This window comes from Kovacikia sp. CALU 1929 (genome assembly GCF_056784235.1).
The window spans coordinates 101,607-120,055 of record NZ_JBXBCF010000065.1; the positions used below are offsets into that span (position 1 = coordinate 101,607).

Here is an 18,449-nt window from a genome sequence, read left to right on the forward strand (position 1 = left end):
GTTGGGTCTGATCGTTCGGTTGCCCCCTACCACTTACCACCTACCCTCCTACTATGCCTAAATCCCCTGAGACATCCCTACGCGAACAACAACAACCTCTGATTCATAAACTGGCAGACTGCATAGAGGAAACCTGGAAACAGAACCTTGAACTATCTCCCTATGCTGTACCAGAGGGCTTGGGTTACGTTGAGGGTAGCCTGGAAGGCGATCGCCTGGTGATTGAAAACCATTGCTACCAAACTCCTCAATTTCGGAAACTACACCTGGAATTGGCTCAAGTTGGCAATTCCCTAGATATTCTTCACTGCGTCATGTTCCCCAATCCAGAGTATGCCCTACCCATTTTTGGGGCAGACCTTGTGGGTGGACGGGGCACGATTAGTGCCGCCATCGTCGATCTTTCCCCCGTTAACCGCGATCGCGCCTTGCCAGAGAATTATCGTCATTCCCTTTTGGCATTACCAGCGGTGAACTTTTCCCAACCCCGTGATTTACCCCCATGGGGCGACATCTTTTCAGAATTCTGCCTGTTCGTGCGTCCGGTCGGCAGTGAAGAGGAAGAAGCCTTTCTTCAACGGGTTAGGGAGTACGTAACACTTCATTGCCAGATTGCCAGGGCAGAACCCCCCCTCGTTTCTCACCTGGAAGTCGATAAAGTACTGGCAGGACAGCGGTACTACTGCATGAAACAACAACAGAATGACAAAACCCGCCGTGTTCTAGAAAAATCCTTTGGCTCTGAGTGGACTGAGCAGTACATGACAACGATGTTGTTTGATTATGTGGCTTAGAGAAGTTAGGTGTCAGACTTCGCCATGATCTCAGCCGCAAAGAGGCAGGTGCCCTCCCCCTCTCAACCTTATTTTGTAAACATCTCTCAGCAATCTCTCGTTTAATTAGCAACAAGACATTAACAAAATTAAAGATTCGCGTCTTTTGTTAAGAAAAGTAACTCAAAGTAAAGAGAGGTTACAAAGCCAGGAAATTGATAAAAACCTGGAAACGCAATCTGCCAAAGGTTTTTCCTGGGCTTGTAACACTTCTTAATCGACTTTTTTCTAATAGGCTTTTTATTGCACAAGATTTGCACAATTAGGTTGCTTTAATCATGGTGGTTCAAAAGGCACTGGATCCTTGCCTTAAACCCAAGGGTTCAGATTTCTCGAAACTTATTGATGGCTTTTTTATATTGCCAAGCTGATGAGTTTTGGTTCGCTGTTATAGATATTTAATGTCTTGGGCTGTAAATTCACGCTGAACTGGCAAGTAGTATTAGGACTGAAATCCTCTGATACGGAATCAAACGAGAGCTAATCTCATGGTTTTGCTTGTTTGCTTTAGCAACATTTACGGTTCAATGTCTAGGGCAGTGTTCTTCTTTTGAACCAATTATGCTCAACCAAAATGATTAGGAGATTTTGGAATGCTAGACGCGTTTACTAGAGTGGTTTCTCAAGCAGATACCCGTGGCGAATACGTAACCGATTCTCAGATCGATGCGCTGAAAAATATGGTGTCTGAAGGCACCAAGCGCCTGGATGTTGTGAACCGGATTACCGGCAGCGCTTCTGCGATTGTTGCTGATGCCGCACGGGCACTGTTTTCAGAGCAGCCCCAGTTGATCGCACCCGGTGGTAATGCTTACACCAACCGTCGGATGGCTGCTTGCCTGCGCGACATGGAAATCATTCTGCGCTACGTCACCTACGCTATCTTCACTGGCGATGCCAGCGTTCTGGATGATCGCTGCCTCAATGGCTTACGTGAAACCTATGCGGCTCTGGGTGTTCCCGGTGCTTCTGTGGCAACAGGTGTCAACAAGATGAAGGAATCTGCTATCAGCCTCGCCAACGACCCCAACGGTGTTACCCGTGGCGATTGCAGTGCTCTGATGTCTGAACTGGGCAGCTACTTCGATCGTGCTGCTTCAGCCGTCGGTTAAATTCCGATTCGTCATAGTCATTCGTGATTGAGTGTTAACTCCTGACCAATGGCAACTGGCGAGTGACAAATGGCAGATAACACATCCTATTCGTCAACTTTGCACAATCATTGAGGTTCATTCAGTATGAAAACCCCTTTAACAGAGGCCGTCGCAACCGCAGATTCTCAAGGACGTTTCCTCAGCTCTACCGAAATGCAAGTTGCTTTCGGTCGTTTCCGTCAAGCTGCTGCTAGCCTGGATGCTGCTAAGACCCTGAGTTCTAAGGCTCAATCCCTGGCTGACGGAGCCGCTAACGCTGTTTACCAAAAGTTCCCCTACACCACCCAGATGCAGGGCAACAACTACGCTTCTACCCCCGCTGGTAAAGCAAAGTGTGCACGTGACATCGGCTACTACATCCGTATGGTCACCTACTGTCTGGTTGCAGGCGGTACCGGTCCTATCGATGACTACCTGATTTCTGGTCTGGCTGAAATCAACAGCACCTTTGAACTGTCCCCCAGCTGGTACGTTGAAGCGTTGCGTTACGTCAAGGCTAACCACGGTCTGAGTGGTGACCCTGCTGTGGAAGCAAACTCCTACCTCGACTACGCTATCAATGCCCTGAGCTAAGGGTTTCCTTTTGCCCAGAACAGCAGAATCCTGTTAATGCTGTACTTCCTGTATGAGCAGAGTTCTGAAGTTCTGGGCACCGTTTTGTATTGGGCATTATGATCTCAGAAATGGCAAGTTCTATGGCGGATTGGTAGCTAGAATTTGAACCATTTATCCGCGCATACCTTGTCGAAACTATGGGCAAATTGGTGATTAGCTGGAATATTTAAGTAAAGCTTTGGAGAAGCGATCGCTCCCGATTACCAGGAGGGTTGAAAATTTTACCAAGTTCTCAACGTTGGGCGTAGACTGGCTGGCAATACAGGTGATGATCGAGCGTGACTCCATTCGGGTAAGGGGACGCAGGCAGATAGCGGACGGACACCCTTAGATTGGGCGCAGCAAGCTTCAACGGCTTAATCAACGGGGTAGTCGGGTGGTCAACGTTTCTGTGGTTTGATTACGGTAATGGTGCTCCGTCGGGTGAAGTTGTTTAGCCATCAGGCTAAATCTCAGGGCGCTAAAAGCTGCGCTATTGGTGCGTTTATGTCGCGTAATGCACCCTACCTTTTATAGGTAATAAATTTGTTTTGAAGGAGAGTTATTTGTGGCAATAACAACGGAAGCTTCACGTTTGGGAACCGATGCCTTTAGCGATGCCTGCCCAATGGAACTGCGTCCTAACTGGACATCTGATGATGCCAAACAGGTCATTCAGGCGGTCTATCGCCAGGTGTTGGGTAATGACCATTTGATGGCATCGGAGCGCCTCACCAGTCTTGAGTCACTGTTGTGCAGTGGTCAACTTTCTGTGCGCGAATTTGTGCGGGCGGTTGCCAAATCAGAACTGTATAAGACCAAATTCTTTTACCCCAATTTCCAAACGCGGGTCATTGAATTGAACTTTAAGCACCTGTTGGGTCGCGCGCCCTACGACGAGTCTGAAGTGATCGAGCATCTAGATCGCTATCAGAATGCAGGCTTTGAAGCAGATATCGATTCTTACATTGACTCTGCCGAGTATGAGGCAAATTTTGGCGATGCCATTGTGCCCTACTATCGAGGCTTCTCAACTCAAATGGGGCAGAAGACGGTTGGGTTCCCTCGGATGTTCGCGCTCTACCGGGGTTATGCGAATAGCGATCGCTCCCAACTGGCTGGCTCAAAATCTCGCCTTGCGACCTCCCTTGCGAAGAATAGTGCATCGCCTGTAATTGCCCCTTCCGGCGGCAGTGAAGGCTACGGCTACCTGCCATCAGCCAAGGGAACTACCCCCACCCGTGTATTTGGTCGGGCAACCCCTGGAACTTCTGCTCGCTTGTATCGCATTGAGGTGTCCGGTGTTAGCCTACCGAGATATCCCAGAGTTCGCCGCAGCAACCGGGAATTCATTGTTCCCTATGAACAGCTATCCACCACCCTCCAGCAAATCAACAAACTGGGAGGGAAAGTAGCAAGCGTGTCTATTGCCCAGTAACCGAGTTAGAGCGGCGTGATAAGACTTACGCCGCAGTCTACTAGTGGTTTGTCAACTTTGTGTTGGTGAGTCTGGGATAGGAAAGGGGTTATTATTTTGGGGTTTTCAACTCACAAACTAATTCTTGACAGACCACTAGTGCTTGTCTCTGTCCATTTCAGAATTTACGATTCAGACTACTACAGGAGATTTTTTAGCCATGAAAGGACAATCTGCCTTAACAGCAGCATCGGGTTCAGCCTCTAACAACCGTGTCTTCGTCTACGAAGTTTCGGGTCTAAAGCAAAATGACCAAACCGATAAAAACACCTATCCAGTTCGCAACAGCAGCAATCTTTTTTTCCAGGTTCCTTACAGCCGCATGAACTATGAGATGCGCCGCATCACCCAATTAGGCGGCAAGATTGTCAGCATCCATCCTCTCAATGCAAACGGTTCAACCGCTCCTAAACCGACTAAAGCTGAAAGCAGTGATGCTTAGTAGAAGGTGAATAGCAAAAGTCGATCCCAACTGTTGATGCAAATGAACAGGATAGAATTTCATCAAACCCTGAAGTCTATTTAACCCCTGCTTTGGATTGAGTCGCAGATTTGCAGGCGTTTTCCAGATAGGCTTAAAAGCGGGTACACTGTCGTTGAGTATGTCTCAAACAGGTGCCCGCTTTCTGTCGATTACCCGAAACCGCTTTCAACTTCAGCATTCAACCTTTGAGAAGGGCGATCGCCATCCCTCAATAGGTGAGATATCATTCCAGCTATCTAAAAGCCGGTGGGAAATTACAGTTAGCATGACTTTTAAATAAAACCTTGAAATCTGAGAACTTGGGTTAACCCAAGACCCTATACTCAATATTTGGGATGTCAGAAGATCACCCATTTTCTCTCCCTAGCACGACCTAAACTCGTTTAAGAAAATGCAAACCTACCACTATTTGCTTGCCAGCCAACGCTTTTTGACCGAAGAAGAACCCCTGGAAGAAGTTCTGCGAGAGCGTACCCGCTACTATCAGGAGCAGGAAAAAGAAACCGATTTCTGGCTGGTCAACCAGCCTGCTTTTCTAGAAGCGCCAGAAATGAAAGAAGCCAGGGCAAAGTGCCCCCAACCTGCGACTGCAATCATTTCCACCAATGCCCAGTTCATTACCTGGCTCAAATTACGGTTGGAATATGTGATTACCGGCGAATTTCAGGCTCCTTCTGAAACCATTCCTCAACCGTTAGCATCCTTAACAACTGCATCCTGATCGGTTGGGGAAATCTTCAGTAGAATAGTGCTTCAAAACTCTCCAGGAAAAAAGGGCTATCTACTGTCCTCAGACCCTGAAAGGAAGGTCCCATGCACCAAACTACCCAAGCGTTGAAAGGTTTAGTGCGGCTTACACTATTTACAGCCGCAGGGCTATGCTTTGCTCCAGGGGTGGCATCCCAGTTTCCACTCCCCCCTTCTGATCCCAACGATCCTGCCTCTGCCCAAATTTCGCCCTATCCAACCTGTCAACCGCCAAGCCCCGGAGAGTACCTCCTTTTGGTTAAAAGTAGTACCGTGGAGAGCCAGGATCAAGTACGCCGGACCTTGCCAACCAGTGCCCGCTCCAATGTTTGTAACTACCTGGATGATGTAGTGACTCGTGTTAGCGGCTTCACTACGGTCGATACCGCCAACGCCTGGGCGCGTTACTTAAATGAATCGATTGGGTTATCTGCTTTTGTCGCCCGTCCATCAGAAGGGGGACCTGATCATGCCATGCCCGTTTCAGCAATCCCAGTTCAACCAGCGGGCACCGATGCACCGTCTGATGTTGCCCTCTCTAAAACGCCCACTCAGTCCACTGCGGCTTCTCAGTTTTCTCCCAGCTTCACCCCCAGGTCCTTAGGAGCAGGTTATGCGGTTTTAGTGAATTACTTTAACCGCCCAGAATTATCACTTCAGGTCCACCAGATCCTCAGCCAGGATGTTGGATTGGTGTCCTATGGGCAGCGCCCCTATTTACTGGCAATCCATACAACTGACCAGGCTTCTGCAAATGCCATTTTACAAAAGCTTACCGATCGCGGTTTATGGGCAATGGTGGTTGATAGCCGACGAGTCACGCTGCTACGTCAGGCAGTCAATGTGAAGCAGCCAACGGCGCAAAATTGATCCAGTCCTTGTTGTAGACAGCGGCGCAGATGGAAAATGAAACCCTGGGGGATCGATCTTAACCATTTGTAACCCATTCAGTGATAAGCTTGTCTGTGGAATTTCAAGAGCTATCTTGAACTCAAAGCTATCAAGAGTGATCTTGAACTCAAAGCTATCAAGAGTGATCTTGAACTCAAAACCACCATAGCGAATCACAGAGTAGGGCGTGAGCATGGTCACCGCAGAGAAGACAAGTACTGGTTTTGTTACACAAATTATTGGTCCCGTTGTGGATATTAAGTTTCCCAGCGGTAAGATGCCAGAAATTTACGACGCATTGAGGATTGAAGGGATTAACCCAGCAGGGCAACAGGTTGAAGTCACCTGTGAAGTGCAGCAGTTGTTAGGCGATCGCCAGGTGCGAGCAGTCGCCATGAGTTCTACCGATGGCATGGTGCGGGGCATGGAAGTTTCCGGCACAGGTGCTCCCATCAGCGTCCCCGTGGGCACTGCAACTCTCGGTCGGATCTTTAATGTCCTGGGTGAACCTGTGGACAACAAGGGTCCAGTAGACATGTCCAAAACCATGCCTATTCACCGGGAAGCACCCAAGCTGACCGAACTGGAAACCAAGCCCTCCGTGTTTGAGACGGGCATCAAAGTGGTCGATCTGCTCACCCCCTACCGGCGTGGTGGCAAGATTGGTCTGTTTGGTGGGGCAGGAGTTGGCAAGACCGTCATTATGATGGAATTGATTAACAACATTGCGACCCAGCATGGTGGAGTGTCTGTATTCGGCGGAGTGGGTGAGCGTACCCGTGAAGGAAACGACCTCTACAATGAAATGATTGAGTCTGGGGTAATTGATAAGGACAACCCTGGCAACTCTAAGATTGCGCTGGTCTACGGACAGATGAACGAACCCCCCGGTGCCCGGATGCGTGTGGGTCTGTCTGCGCTGACAATGGCAGAATATTTCCGGGATGTAAACAAGCAGGATGTGCTGCTCTTTATCGACAACATCTTCCGGTTTGTGCAAGCGGGTTCTGAGGTGTCTGCGCTACTGGGACGGATGCCTTCTGCGGTAGGATACCAGCCCACTCTGGGTACAGACGTGGGCGACCTGCAAGAGCGGATCACCTCTACCCTGGAAGGTTCCATCACTTCGATTCAGGCTGTCTACGTGCCTGCGGATGACCTGACCGACCCCGCCCCTGCCACTACCTTTGCCCACCTGGATGGAACTACAGTACTATCCCGTGGTCTGGCTTCAAAGGGCATTTATCCGGCGGTTGATCCCCTCGGTTCTACCTCTACCATGCTTCAGCCCAGCATTGTGGGTGACGATCATTACGGTACTGCCCGTTCGGTACAGTCCACTCTTCAGCGCTATAAAGAACTGCAAGACATTATTGCTATCTTGGGACTGGATGAACTGTCTGAGGATGACCGTTTGACCGTTGCCCGCGCCCGCAAGATTGAACGTTTTCTGTCCCAACCGTTCTTTGTGGCAGAGGTGTTTACTGGGTCGCCTGGTAAGTATGTGGCTCTGGACAAAACCATTGAAGGCTTTCAGCGCATTCTTTCCGGCGAACTGGATGATATGCCAGAGCAAGCCTTCTACATGGTGGGCGACATTGATGAGGCGATCGCAAAAGGCGAGAAGCTGAAGGCAGAAGCTAAATAAGGGAATGGGGAATAGGGAATGGGAAATGGGGTTTTCAAAAGTCTACTCCCAATTCCTGACTCCCCATGTAGACAATTCATTTTCCAACGCTCCATTCAAAAACTATGGCTTTAACTGTTCGCGTTATTGCTCCCGACAAGACTGTGTGGGATTCAGAAGCGGAAGAGGTGATTCTTCCCAGCACCACCGGGCAATTGGGCATTTTGTCGGGTCATGCTCCTCTGTTAACGGCTCTTGATACCGGCGTAATGCGGGTTCGCTCTGACAAAAATTGGCTCCCCATTGCGCTGATGGGTGGGTTTGCAGAAATTGAAAATAACGAAGTAACGATTCTGGTTAACGCGGCTGAACGGGGCGAAACTATCAATAAAGAAGAAGCCCGTGCTGCTTTTGCAGAGGCAGAGGCAAGGTTCAACCAGGCGCAGTCTACCGACGATCGCCAGAAGCGAATCCAGGCAACTCAGGCGTATAAGCGTGCCCGTGCCCGTTTTCAGGCAGCCGGTGGCATGGCTTCGTAGATTCTGCAAGCTGGATCTTCAGTAACATTGACGAATGATTTTATGGCGATTGCCTCATATTAAGGGGGCGATCGCTTTTTTATGTCGGAAAGGGCTATCGTGCCTTTAGAGAAGAGGGAAACGCTCAGACTGGTAAACTCAGGAATCGCAAAAACCACTAAGATAGACAGAGCAAGGCTAAATATCAACTCATCAGACCATGAATGACTCCATCCAGAGTGTGAATGTTTCTGAGCAAACCTCCGAATTGCAACAGGCGATCGAACTGGTAGAAACTTTACCCATAGAAGCTCAGGAAGTTCTGGTAAAAATCATTCAAAAGCGACTACACCAGCGGCGAAGAGCAGAGTTGCTACAAACTGTTTTAGAGTCTGAACGAGATTACGCCGAGGGTAATGTTCACCGTGGAACTGTTACAGATCTTATGGCGGAGCTAGATGATTAATGGATTTAGTCTGGACTCCTGCCTTTAGCCGAACCTTTAAGCGGTTGATCCGACAAAACCCACAACTCCGACCTCAAATTGAAGCTGCTCTTGAGCAATTACTTGAAAATCCCTTTCATCCGACTCTAAAAACACACAAACTTAAAGGTGATTTGCAAGGACGGTGGTCATGTTCTATCGATTACAACAATCGGATTGTTTTTGAGTTTGTCACTAATTCTGAGTCTGGTGCAGAAGAAATTTTGCTTTTGGCTCTTGGCTCTCATGATGAAGTTTACTAAGTCATAGGGATCGATTTCTGAGAGAGATCGCCCCTTTTCCACCAGGATCCCCTTTTTCTGCTGGAAAGCGGATCTTGTTACATTTGTCCTCCCTCAAGAATTTCTTAAGGGTTGGGTACCAAGCAAGCGTAAGATAGGGGAGGTGTGACTTAACCACTGAACCGTGAAAGCAATCTCTCTCCTTGGCTCCACCGGGTCGATTGGTACCCAAACATTGGATATTGTGACCCACAATCCTGACCAATTCCGCATTGTGGGACTGGCAGCGGGGAGCAATGTAGAAATGCTGGCACAGCAGATTCGCCAGTTTCGTCCGGAGATCGCGGCAATTTGCGACACCGAAAAACTCTCTGATCTGAAAGCAGCGTTAGCAGATCTGGCTCCCCAACCCACTCTTTTAGCGGGCGAGGAAGGGGTGATTGAGGTTGCCCGTTACAGTGAAGCCAATGTAGTTGTCACCGGGATTGTGGGCTGTGCCGGGTTGTTACCGACGATTGCGGCGATCGAAGCCGGGAAAGATATTGCTCTGGCAAATAAGGAAACCTTGATTGCCGGGGGACCCGTCGTACTGCCCTTGATTCAGAAACATGGCGTTAAGCTTTTACCGGCAGACTCAGAACACTCTGCGATTTTTCAGTGTCTTCAGGGAGTGCCTGAGAAAGGTTTGCGTCGGATTTTGTTAACGGCTTCCGGCGGGGCATTTCGCGATTTACCTGTAGAAAAGTTAGCGCAGGTTACGGTTGCTGATGCACTGAAACATCCTAACTGGTCAATGGGACGCAAAATCACCATTGACTCTGCCACCCTGATGAATAAAGGGTTAGAAGTTATTGAAGCCCACTACCTGTTTGGAGTGGACTATGACCAGATTGAGATTGTGATTCATCCCCAGAGCATCATTCACTCCATGATTGAGTTGCAGGATACTTCTGTCCTGGCACAATTGGGCTGGGCAGATATGCGTCTACCCCTACTCTATGCCCTTTCTTACCCAGAGCGGATTTACACCAATTGGGAACCTCTGGATCTGGTCAAAGTGGGGAGCCTCACCTTTCGTGAACCTGATCATCAGAAATATCCCTGCATGAAACTGGCATACGCAGCGGGTCGCGCAGGAGGCTGTATGCCTGCGGTACTGAACGCCGCCAATGAGCAAGCAGTTGCGCTGTTCCTGGAAGAAAAGATTCAATTTTTAGATATTCCCCGACTAATTGAGCTGGTGTGCGATCGCTACCACTCCCATAATCGTTCCAATCCTTCCCTGGATGACATCATTGCTGCCGATCAGTGGGCACGCCAGGAAGTGCTAACTGCCAGTCAGATGGGTGTAGGGTGTGGGGTATAGGGTGTGGAAATCATTCTATTTCTGGCAGCGATCGCCGTTGCTTTTATCATCTTCACCTGGCTCGTTAAAATTGCCAGAGCAACCATCAGCACAGCGCTGACGATCGCCATCATTGTACTGGTGTTGCTTGCCTTTGGTATTGGTCCCGCCCAGCTCTGGCAAGAACTGACCCAACTATTTCAATCATTCTGGAATTTGATCACAGGCAGCAAATAAATCTTATCCCGCTGCTAATTTTGCCAATGCTTCCCTAACGGGAGGTGGCAATTGACGCAGGATTTTACCTTTTTCCTGGTCCACAGCCACCAGTGAAACCCGTGCAGTGACAAATAGAATTAGCCCATCCAGCGATTGAATCTGGTAGTCCCAGTTGATTCGAACTCCAGTCATTTCTGCTATGCGCGTCTTGACGATCGCACTCATACCCATCAAGACTGCCTGATGGTAACGGATGGAAAGCTCAACCACAGGCATCTCACAACCCATTGTCACCAGGTTTGCGTAATCAACCCCAATCGAACGCAGGCACTCAATCCGCGCCTCCTCCATCCAGGCAACATAAGCCCCATGCCAAACTACGCCAGCATAGTCCGTATGATGGGGATGTGCCGTAACCGGGTATTCAAACCAGTGAATCGAAGAAGCCTGGAGCGCATTTTCGATCGCCACCGTTGGGGGAAGTTGGGGTTGATTCTGGGGATTACTTGCCATGTCATCAATGAATATTAAAAACCGTAACTTTATATTAATGCTTACATTAATGGTTTACTTTATTTAAGTTGCTGAGTGAACTAATTTTAGTCAGGTTTTGAATGGACTATAAAAACAGTAATCTACTGATACAAATTAACCGTTTTCCTGAAATTTAGCTGTCTGACAGAGTTCTATTGAGTGAATGAGTGTAATAAAAATCGTTACAATTCACTTTCGTGGGGGTAATGATTTTAACTGGGAAATATGAGGAAGATGTGAGGAAAATACTGGACATTTTTGTATGATTCTAAATGGAATAAGCAGTATGAAAATATCGTTTGTTGAACACAGGTGAACGTATAATTGCTGATTAGAAACATCTGCTAAGGTATGCGCTGAAATGAGTGGTGTGAGCGACTGTATTGCACATTGAATGTATTACACATCCTAACGTTACTTACTTCGGCAGAAGTTTGAACTCTGAAGTTTGAACTTTAAAATTCAAACCAGTTCGGCTTGTTTTAACGAAACTCAAGAGGCAAAGCGATGATAGAAAAAATTCTTCTGGCTGATTCCGGCACCGGACACTCCGAAGAGATGCTCAAAGCCTTGATGGAAATTCCTTCGATTCAGAGGGCGAACGTCACTGTCCTGCATGTGGTTCCAAGCCAGGTTACTGCGGATGCAATGACAGAAAAATGGGAAGCTGGGGGACGTTTTCTAGCCAACGCGATCCAGTCCCTCCACCTGGATCCCAGTCACGTTAATGCTGTTCTGCGCCAGGGAGAACCCAAAGACATCGTTCTCAAAGTCGCAGATGAGATTGATGCTGACCTGATTATTATGGGTTCCCGGGGTCTGGCTCGTATCGTTTCAATTTTGGAAAACTCCGTCAGCCAGTATGTATTTCAGCTATCTTCTCGCCCCATGTTGCTGGTCAAGGATGATATCTACGTGAAGCGGATCAACCGCATCATGGTGGCAATGGATAAATCTGACTCGGCGAAGGAGTGCCTCAAGCTTGCCCTGTTCATGCTGAGAGATATTAAAGGTGGGCAACTGATTCTGTCGCACGTCGATGCCGATCAGGGGAGTAAGCATCAAGAGCTGGCAGGGGCTGAGGCAGAGCGTGATCCGGTGCTATCAACGGCTGTTGCCGAAGCTAAACGCCTGGGAGTGGGCTACCGTTGCATCAGCAGCACAGGTAGACCCGGTGAAGAAATTTGTCGAATTGCCGAGGAAATGAACGTAGACTTGCTGATGCTGGGTTCTCCCGATCGCCGCCCCTCGATCGCCAAAGTGCTTCCCGACCTGGATCGGTTGTTAGGGGTTTCGCTTTCAGATTATGTGCGAGTCCACGCGAACTGCCCTGTCTTGCTTGCCCGCACAGAAGCCTCATAGGGAGGTGAATAGGTGGATGGGTAGATAAGTAGATGAGTGTTATATCTACCTCCTAGCCCCTGCCCATCCACCCCTTCCTAGTACTCTGTCAAATTCAATTTGGTAGGTAGCGAATACCCAGGAATTCAATGATGTCTAAATTTTGAGGGTCTACGACCCGTCAAATTTTTCCTGACGGAACACTAGTTCCTGGCTTCACAAAAAGTCGTTATGATGAAGCCCGCAAGCTAGGAATTTCTGGTATGTTTCCTTTGATTTCAATCCCCGTTTTAGCTCAAGCTACTCCTGCTCCCACCCCTACTCCCACGCCTACCCCTCAAGAGATTGTGGTTCCCCAAACCGTGCGGGCACTACCGGGACAGTTAGACTCTGTTCTGGTGTTTAATAGCAACAGTCCAGAACTGGTTCAAGAAGAAGGGATTCTGCTTTCGACTTTTCCGGCACAGGGAATGAGCACCCCTTCAGCTCATCTGAATTTGGCGTTTCGTGACCGTTTTGATGTTTTTGCCCACCACATTGCAAAGGCAAAGACCCCGGAGGATTTACGGACTCTCTACCTGGGCATTCTGCTCCACAATCCGGGATCCCAACCCGTTACGGTTGATATTTTGAATGCAGCCAGCTACCTCAGCCAGCCGGATGCACCTTTCATTGAGCTACCAGCTTATGTGAATAACCCGCTGGGTAAGGTTTTTGCTGGACCAGGTAGCCGCGCCACCGATGATGTTCTGCGAGGTAAGCGCCAGTCAGACTTTCCGGCTCAAATTGTGGTTCCACCCGGACAAAGTGCCATGCTGTTGAACCTGCCGATTCCAGTAAAAACGCTAGACCCACCCATTAATGGACGTTCTACTGTAATGCGTCTATGGAGCAGTGGTCCGGTCTATGCTGCCAGCTTGGCAACGTTTGCCGCCCAAAATGCCGATGGGAGTGAACAGGCTCCTACCCTGGAAGCGTGGCAGACCTTGCTGGAAACGGGAAAACTGGCGGGACCCCGCGATAAAGCCCCTACCCCTCCGGAGCAGACCACCGGGCAGATTATTTACGGTCGGGTTGCCGGGGTTTCCAGAGGCTCCCAGTGGCAAACCCAAATTGTGGATAATCCCAAAGCACCCATTTCAGACTGGTATCTCAGCATTCCCAAAGCTGGGCAAGCGTTTTCCTATGGACTCAGTACGCTAGTCGGTGGCAGATTGGGCACGGGGCAAGTGGAAACCGCTCCGATGATTGCCCGTTATCCAGATACGGCTTACCAGGCACACGGAAACTATGCCATAGAGTACAGTCTCACCTTACCCTTGCGGAACACAACGGATCAGACGCGGACCGTTGCGATCGCCCTCGAAACCCCCATCAAGGAAGACCAACTCTCTAAAAATGGACTGCGTTTTTTTGAACCCTTACCCAGGCAGGTGTTTTTCCGGGGGACTGTGCGAGTCCGTTACACCGACGACCAGGGTTTACCCCAGACCCGCCATGTCCATCTGGTGCAACGGCGGGGACAGCAAGGAGAACCCCTGGCATTGATGACCATGCAACCGGGCGATCGACGTCTTGTCCAGTTCAACTTTCTCTACCCACCCGACTCAACTCCGCCGCAGATTTTGACGGTTAGAACGGAAGGATGAAGGATGGAGGATGAAAGTTGAGAGTTGGAAGTTGAGGAATGGGTATTGTTTGTCATTCGTCCTTTGTCATCTGTCATCTGTAAGTACCAGTGACTAATGACCAATGACCAATGACCAATGACCAATGACCAACAGCCCCTCACCCCTCACTCACTTTCAACGCCAGAGTTAATCCATCTCCAATGGATACCTGACTAACCATGACGCGCTGATCTTGATGAAGTTTTTGGTTAAAGGCGCGGATTTTGTTAGTGCGATTGTCCTGGACAGTTGGATCGGCTACACGCCCTGACCAAAGTACGTTATCGATCGCAATCAGCCCCCCTGACCGCACGAGTTGCAGCGATCGCTCGTAGTAATGGTCGTAGTTGCTCTTATCGGCATCAATGAATGCAAAATCAAAAGTGCCAGCCTGCCCAGTTGCCAGCAGCCAATCCAGGGTTTCTAGGGCAGGTGCAAGGTACAGGTCAATTTTGTCGGCGACTCCTGCCTGTTGCCAGTAGCGACGAGCGATCACGGTGTCTTGCTGATTCACGTCACAGGCAATCACTTTGCCATCAAGCGGAAGCGCGATCGCAACTGACAACGTGCTATAGCCTGTAAACACCCCCACTTCCAGCGTTTTTTTGGCTCCCATCAATTGCACCAGTAGTGCCATAAACTGTCCCTGCTCTGGTGCAATCTGCATTCTGGCTTGAGGGTGCCTTGCTGTCTCCTGCCGAAGCTGACTCAGCACTTCCGACTCTCGCAGAGAAATGGACAGCAGGTAATGGTAGAGATTTTGATCCAATCCAATGGTTTGATTTGTCAAGCAGGGAGAGAAGTTTGAGTTAAGAGTTTTGAGTTTTGAGTTGAGAATTAAAGGGGGTGAGTTGGACTTTAGCGATTCAAAAGTTTGCCAGGTTTCAGCCGCATCAAGGTTTCATGGAATGACCAGGAGTTAAAGTCCGATGATGGATTTGAGGTGTCCAGATTTACAGCAATTTTCATTTGTGTATGCAACACAGAACGTTGGTTGTGCCTTAATATAACGGCATTCATTGTGTGGCACTCGTCTAAAAACTGCTGTAATTCAGACCTCCGAGGTTTTTGAAAACCTCGGAGGTCTTGGGTGGTCTGAAAGTTACATTGACTAAAGTCCAGAAGAATCAGAAGTGCAAGGCGACTGAGCATCGTTTCCACTACAGCCCCTTTTCGTCCCTTATCCTAACCCTTCGGGAACGGCAGAGCCGTACATTCTTCATTCTCAACTCTCAACTTTCAACTCCGTCCCTCCCTTCCACAGTAAGCTGATTTAGGTGACTTGAAGCAATCCACTATGGCAACTATCAACGACAACTATCTCAAACTCAAAGCGGGCTATCTGTTTCCCGAAATTGCGCGGCGGGTAAATGCGTTTGCAGAAGCGAACCCCAGTGCCAGCATTATTCGGTTGGGCATTGGAGATGTGACAGAGCCGCTACCGGAAGCTTGCCGCATGGCAATGATCAAAGCGGTGGAAGAAATGGGCGATCGCTCCTCTTTCAAAGGTTACGGTCCAGAGCAGGGGTATGCCTGGTTGCGGGAGAAGATTGCAGCAAGTGATTTTCGGGCAAGAGGCTGCGAAGTGGATGCCTCTGAAATTTTTATCTCCGATGGCTCCAAGTGTGACACGGGTAATATTCTGGATATTTTTGGTGATGACAATACCATTGCGGTGACTGACCCGGTTTATCCCGTTTACGTCGATACCAATGTCATGGCAGGACACACTGGAGATGCCAATGACAAAGGCGAGTATGGCGGCTTGGTCTATTTACCCATCACAGCAGAAAACAACTTTACGGCAACGATTCCCTCCCAAAAAGTCGATCTCATCTACCTTTGTTTTCCAAATAACCCTACTGGCTCCACCGCTTCCAAAGAACACCTCAAGGCGTGGGTAGACTACGCCCGTGCCAATGGTTCCATTATCTTCTTTGATGCGGCTTACGAAGCCTTTATTACCGATCCAGCGATTCCCCATTCCATCTATGAAATTGAGGGTGCGAGGGAGTGTGCGATCGAGTTTCGCTCCTTTTCCAAAAATGCAGGCTTTACCGGCACCCGCTGCGCCCTGACCGTGGTACCCAAAAGCCTGACAGCAAAAGCTGCTGATGGATCTGATGTTGAGCTGTGGAAACTCTGGAACCGTCGCCAGTCCACAAAATTTAATGGCGTATCCTATATTGTGCAACGGGGAGCCGAAGCCGTTTATGCTCCTGAAGGACAGGCACAGACCAGAGCGCTGGTCAGCTTTTATATGGAAAATGCCTGCATTATTCGAGAACAACTAACCGCTGCCGGACTTTCCGTTTACGGTGGCACCAATGCTCCCTACGTCTGGGTAGAAACGCCCAGTGGTCTCTCCAGTTGGGACTTTTTTGATAAGTTGTTGCATACCTGCAACGTGGTGGGAACTCCTGGTTCCGGTTTTGGTGCCGCTGGTGAGGGCTACTTCCGCATTTCTGCCTTCAATAGCCGCGAAAATGTGGAAGAGGCGATGAAACGGATTACGGAAAAGTTCAAAGTGTAGTTCAGAAACCGCAAGATTAAAAGCAAGATAGCGGTTCCAACTCTGCTGAGGGACATCCCATACGCCCCATCCCTGTTTAACAAGACGTATCTCCCTTAGGGATGTGCCCCCAAATAAAGGACCCGCTAGACAATCTGCTCCACGATGGATTCCCGCCTGCGCGGGAATGACGTTGGGACTTTATTAATTTGCGAGTCCCTTAAGCGGGAACTGCGATCGCGATCGCCCTCTAGCGATTCCATACAGATTGTGAGAAAGGATTGCACAGACATCCTTTCTCACAAATTTTCCTGTTCTCACAAAATCATCCAAAATTCCTCGATCAGCAAGAACAATCGGCAAACGCTGACGTTTTAATCAGCAGTCGCGCCCAACCAACCCCTCCCCGATCGCGTTTCCTTGCTGGGTGAGGTCCATCTCATCTGTTTGACTCAAGGATTCTACGGCTACTCATGGACCTGACTGGATTCAAAAACGCTATATCCCAATACGGTAGTGAATTACACCACACGAAAGTAACGAACGTCATTAATTAAGAAAGTATGAGCAGGCTTCCAGGTTTGCTGATTGGGTCAAGCTAAATGGCACTCATTCAAGCATAAAACCTCTGCCGAGATCCCCGAAATGTCCAAGATTCCAGGGATTTAACAGCTTCTTATTTCAGTGACATGGGAGCGTCGGTGAGTTTCCTTGCAGGCATCAGGAGACATGATAAAAACCATTCTGGTGATTGAGGATGAGGCACAGACCCGCGATATTTTTGTGCGATCGCTGGCGTTTGAGGGGTTTCGCGCCCTCAGTGCAGAAAGTGGCTCAATTGGGGTGAAACTGGCTCAGATCCATTTACCCGACCTGATTGTGTGTGACATCATGATGCCGGATCGGGATGGTTATGAGGTGCTTTCCACTTTGCGGCAGAAAAAGGCAACTGCCGCCATTCCCTTCATTTTTCTGACTGCCAAAGTAACCATGACCGACCTGCGGCGAGGAATGGAATTGGGAGCCGATGATTATTTGACTAAACCCTGTACTGTAGAACAATTTTTAGCCGCGATCGCCACCCGTTTAGAACGTCAGCAGACCTTAGAACACTGGTATACCAGCGACTCAAGTAAAGTTAGCCGTGCTGAACCACCAGAACCCCATTCGTCCCTAGATCCAGCCGAAATTTTTCCAGCCTGCCCGAAACTGGAGCCGGTCTTTCACTTTATTGAGACCCACTATCCCCAACCCATTAGCCTGAGAGACGTTGCCCAGGCAGTTGGTTATTCGCCTGCCTACCTGACCAATCTGGTGCAAAACCTGACCGGGCGCACCGTCAAGCAATGGATCACCGAACGCCGCATGGTACAAGCGCGTGAATTGTTGTTGAAATCTGCCCAGTCCATTGGGCAAATTGCCGAAACCGTTGGTTATGCCGATGCCAGCTACTTTATCCGTCAATTTCGCCAATTTCATGGAGTTTCTCCTCAAGTCTGGCGCAATACATCAACGGCAACCGTTGAGTATCAGGCGGGTTAAGGGGAGTGGGGAGTTGAGAATGGGGGACATCTTCCGAAAAAAAGTCCTACTTTATCAAAAACTTCTCTAATGGTTTTCCCGAAAACGCCTGGTACCTTACAAGCAAGCTAAAACTTTCTCCTATGGAATCGTTTAGGGTTTTGAGATTCCACTCATCTAGAAAGGCAACGCGATAGGAGCGATCGCCTCCACCCAATTGCAGCACTTTTAACCTGTTCCACCTGACCTGAATTTG

Annotated in this window: 21 protein-coding genes; 18 read left to right on the top strand and 3 right to left on the bottom strand. The window is 49.1% G+C overall.

Translation table 11 applies throughout. The features are described from left to right. Window positions 1-53: 53 nt before the first annotated feature. The 14 genes from AC1S52_RS12105 to AC1S52_RS12170 all read left to right on the top strand — a co-directional run bounded on the left by AC1S52_RS12105 (window position 54) and on the right by AC1S52_RS12170 (window position 10,633). Entirely contained in the window at window positions 54-794 is a 741-nt protein-coding gene (locus AC1S52_RS12105) for a phycocyanobilin:ferredoxin oxidoreductase (RefSeq protein WP_482029262.1), read from the top strand. A gap of 632 nt (window positions 795-1,426) precedes the next feature. Continuing rightward, the gene (locus AC1S52_RS12110) at window positions 1,427-1,945 is read left to right on the top strand and encodes a phycocyanin subunit beta (RefSeq protein ID WP_482029263.1); all 519 of its coding nucleotides are present in this window, start codon (window positions 1,427-1,429) and stop codon (window positions 1,943-1,945) included. A gap of 126 nt (window positions 1,946-2,071) precedes the next feature. Beyond that, entirely contained in the window at window positions 2,072-2,560 is a 489-nt protein-coding gene (cpcA, locus tag AC1S52_RS12115) for a phycocyanin subunit alpha (RefSeq protein ID WP_482029264.1), read from the top strand. Window positions 2,561-3,149: 589 nt separating this feature from the next. Beyond that, entirely contained in the window at window positions 3,150-4,019 is an 870-nt protein-coding gene (locus AC1S52_RS12120) for a phycobilisome rod-core linker polypeptide (protein WP_482029265.1), read from the top strand. Between the two features lie 199 nt (window positions 4,020-4,218). Continuing rightward, on the top strand, window positions 4,219-4,500 hold the full coding sequence (locus AC1S52_RS12125; protein ID WP_482029266.1) for a phycobilisome linker polypeptide: 282 nt from the start codon (window positions 4,219-4,221) through the stop codon (window positions 4,498-4,500). 97 nt (window positions 4,501-4,597) lie between these two features. Then, entirely contained in the window at window positions 4,598-4,822 is a 225-nt protein-coding gene (locus tag AC1S52_RS12130; protein WP_482029267.1) for a hypothetical protein, read from the top strand. 111 nt (window positions 4,823-4,933) lie between these two features. Continuing rightward, complete coding sequence (locus tag AC1S52_RS12135; protein ID WP_482029268.1) at window positions 4,934-5,263, top strand: MgPME-cyclase complex family protein; 330 nt, start codon at window positions 4,934-4,936, stop codon at window positions 5,261-5,263. A 92-nt stretch (window positions 5,264-5,355) separates the two neighbouring features. Beyond that, on the top strand, window positions 5,356-6,159 hold the full coding sequence (locus AC1S52_RS12140) for a hypothetical protein (RefSeq protein WP_482029269.1): 804 nt from the start codon (window positions 5,356-5,358) through the stop codon (window positions 6,157-6,159). Between the two features lie 214 nt (window positions 6,160-6,373). Further along, window positions 6,374-7,828: a F0F1 ATP synthase subunit beta gene (gene atpD, locus AC1S52_RS12145; RefSeq protein WP_482029270.1), complete on the top strand. Its 1,455-nt coding sequence runs from the start codon at window positions 6,374-6,376 to the stop codon at window positions 7,826-7,828. Between the two features lie 104 nt (window positions 7,829-7,932). Beyond that, on the top strand, window positions 7,933-8,346 hold the full coding sequence (atpC, locus tag AC1S52_RS12150) for an ATP synthase F1 subunit epsilon (RefSeq protein ID WP_482029271.1): 414 nt from the start codon (window positions 7,933-7,935) through the stop codon (window positions 8,344-8,346). Window positions 8,347-8,545: 199 nt separating this feature from the next. Further along, window positions 8,546-8,791 (top strand): hypothetical protein, encoded by a 246-nt coding sequence (locus AC1S52_RS12155; RefSeq protein ID WP_482029272.1) that lies wholly within the window; start codon window positions 8,546-8,548, stop codon window positions 8,789-8,791. After that, the gene (locus AC1S52_RS12160) at window positions 8,791-9,072 is read left to right on the top strand and encodes a type II toxin-antitoxin system RelE/ParE family toxin (protein WP_482029273.1); all 282 of its coding nucleotides are present in this window, start codon (window positions 8,791-8,793) and stop codon (window positions 9,070-9,072) included. The genes AC1S52_RS12155 and AC1S52_RS12160 overlap by 1 nt, the downstream gene beginning before the upstream one ends. A gap of 163 nt (window positions 9,073-9,235) precedes the next feature. Continuing rightward, on the top strand, window positions 9,236-10,417 hold the full coding sequence (dxr, locus tag AC1S52_RS12165; RefSeq protein WP_482029274.1) for a 1-deoxy-D-xylulose-5-phosphate reductoisomerase: 1,182 nt from the start codon (window positions 9,236-9,238) through the stop codon (window positions 10,415-10,417). 3 nt (window positions 10,418-10,420) lie between these two features. Further along, window positions 10,421-10,633 (top strand): hypothetical protein, encoded by a 213-nt coding sequence (locus tag AC1S52_RS12170; RefSeq protein ID WP_482029275.1) that lies wholly within the window; start codon window positions 10,421-10,423, stop codon window positions 10,631-10,633. Window positions 10,634-10,636: 3 nt separating this feature from the next. Here AC1S52_RS12170 and AC1S52_RS12175 read toward each other — a convergent pair whose 3' ends face one another. Further along, window positions 10,637-11,128 carry an acyl-CoA thioesterase gene (locus AC1S52_RS12175; RefSeq protein ID WP_482029276.1) on the bottom strand — a complete coding sequence of 164 codons (492 nt, stop codon included), beginning with the start codon at window positions 11,126-11,128 and terminating at the stop codon, window positions 10,637-10,639. A 528-nt stretch (window positions 11,129-11,656) separates the two neighbouring features. On the opposite strand from AC1S52_RS12175, the gene AC1S52_RS12180 reads away from it, so the two are divergent. Together AC1S52_RS12180 and AC1S52_RS12185 are read left to right on the top strand one after the other, a co-directional pair. Further along, window positions 11,657-12,511 (top strand): universal stress protein, encoded by an 855-nt coding sequence (locus tag AC1S52_RS12180; RefSeq protein ID WP_482029277.1) that lies wholly within the window; start codon window positions 11,657-11,659, stop codon window positions 12,509-12,511. Between the two features lie 242 nt (window positions 12,512-12,753). Continuing rightward, window positions 12,754-14,139: a DUF3370 domain-containing protein gene (locus AC1S52_RS12185; RefSeq protein WP_482029278.1), complete on the top strand. Its 1,386-nt coding sequence runs from the start codon at window positions 12,754-12,756 to the stop codon at window positions 14,137-14,139. Window positions 14,140-14,278: 139 nt separating this feature from the next. Here AC1S52_RS12185 and AC1S52_RS12190 read toward each other — a convergent pair whose 3' ends face one another. Further along, the gene (locus AC1S52_RS12190) at window positions 14,279-14,950 is read right to left on the bottom strand and encodes a class I SAM-dependent methyltransferase (RefSeq protein WP_482029279.1); all 672 of its coding nucleotides are present in this window, start codon (window positions 14,948-14,950) and stop codon (window positions 14,279-14,281) included. A 507-nt stretch (window positions 14,951-15,457) separates the two neighbouring features. Between AC1S52_RS12190 and AC1S52_RS12195 the strand changes: the two genes are divergently transcribed. Further along, window positions 15,458-16,693: an LL-diaminopimelate aminotransferase gene (locus tag AC1S52_RS12195; RefSeq protein ID WP_482029280.1), complete on the top strand. Its 1,236-nt coding sequence runs from the start codon at window positions 15,458-15,460 to the stop codon at window positions 16,691-16,693. Window positions 16,694-16,818: 125 nt separating this feature from the next. Here the strand turns inward: AC1S52_RS12195 and AC1S52_RS12200 are convergent, their stop codons facing one another. Continuing rightward, window positions 16,819-16,965 (bottom strand): hypothetical protein, encoded by a 147-nt coding sequence (locus AC1S52_RS12200; protein WP_482029281.1) that lies wholly within the window; start codon window positions 16,963-16,965, stop codon window positions 16,819-16,821. 436 nt (window positions 16,966-17,401) lie between these two features. Between AC1S52_RS12200 and AC1S52_RS12205 the strand changes: the two genes are divergently transcribed. Next, the gene (locus AC1S52_RS12205) at window positions 17,402-18,214 is read left to right on the top strand and encodes a response regulator transcription factor (protein ID WP_482029282.1); all 813 of its coding nucleotides are present in this window, start codon (window positions 17,402-17,404) and stop codon (window positions 18,212-18,214) included. Window positions 18,215-18,449: the final 235 nt, after the last annotated feature.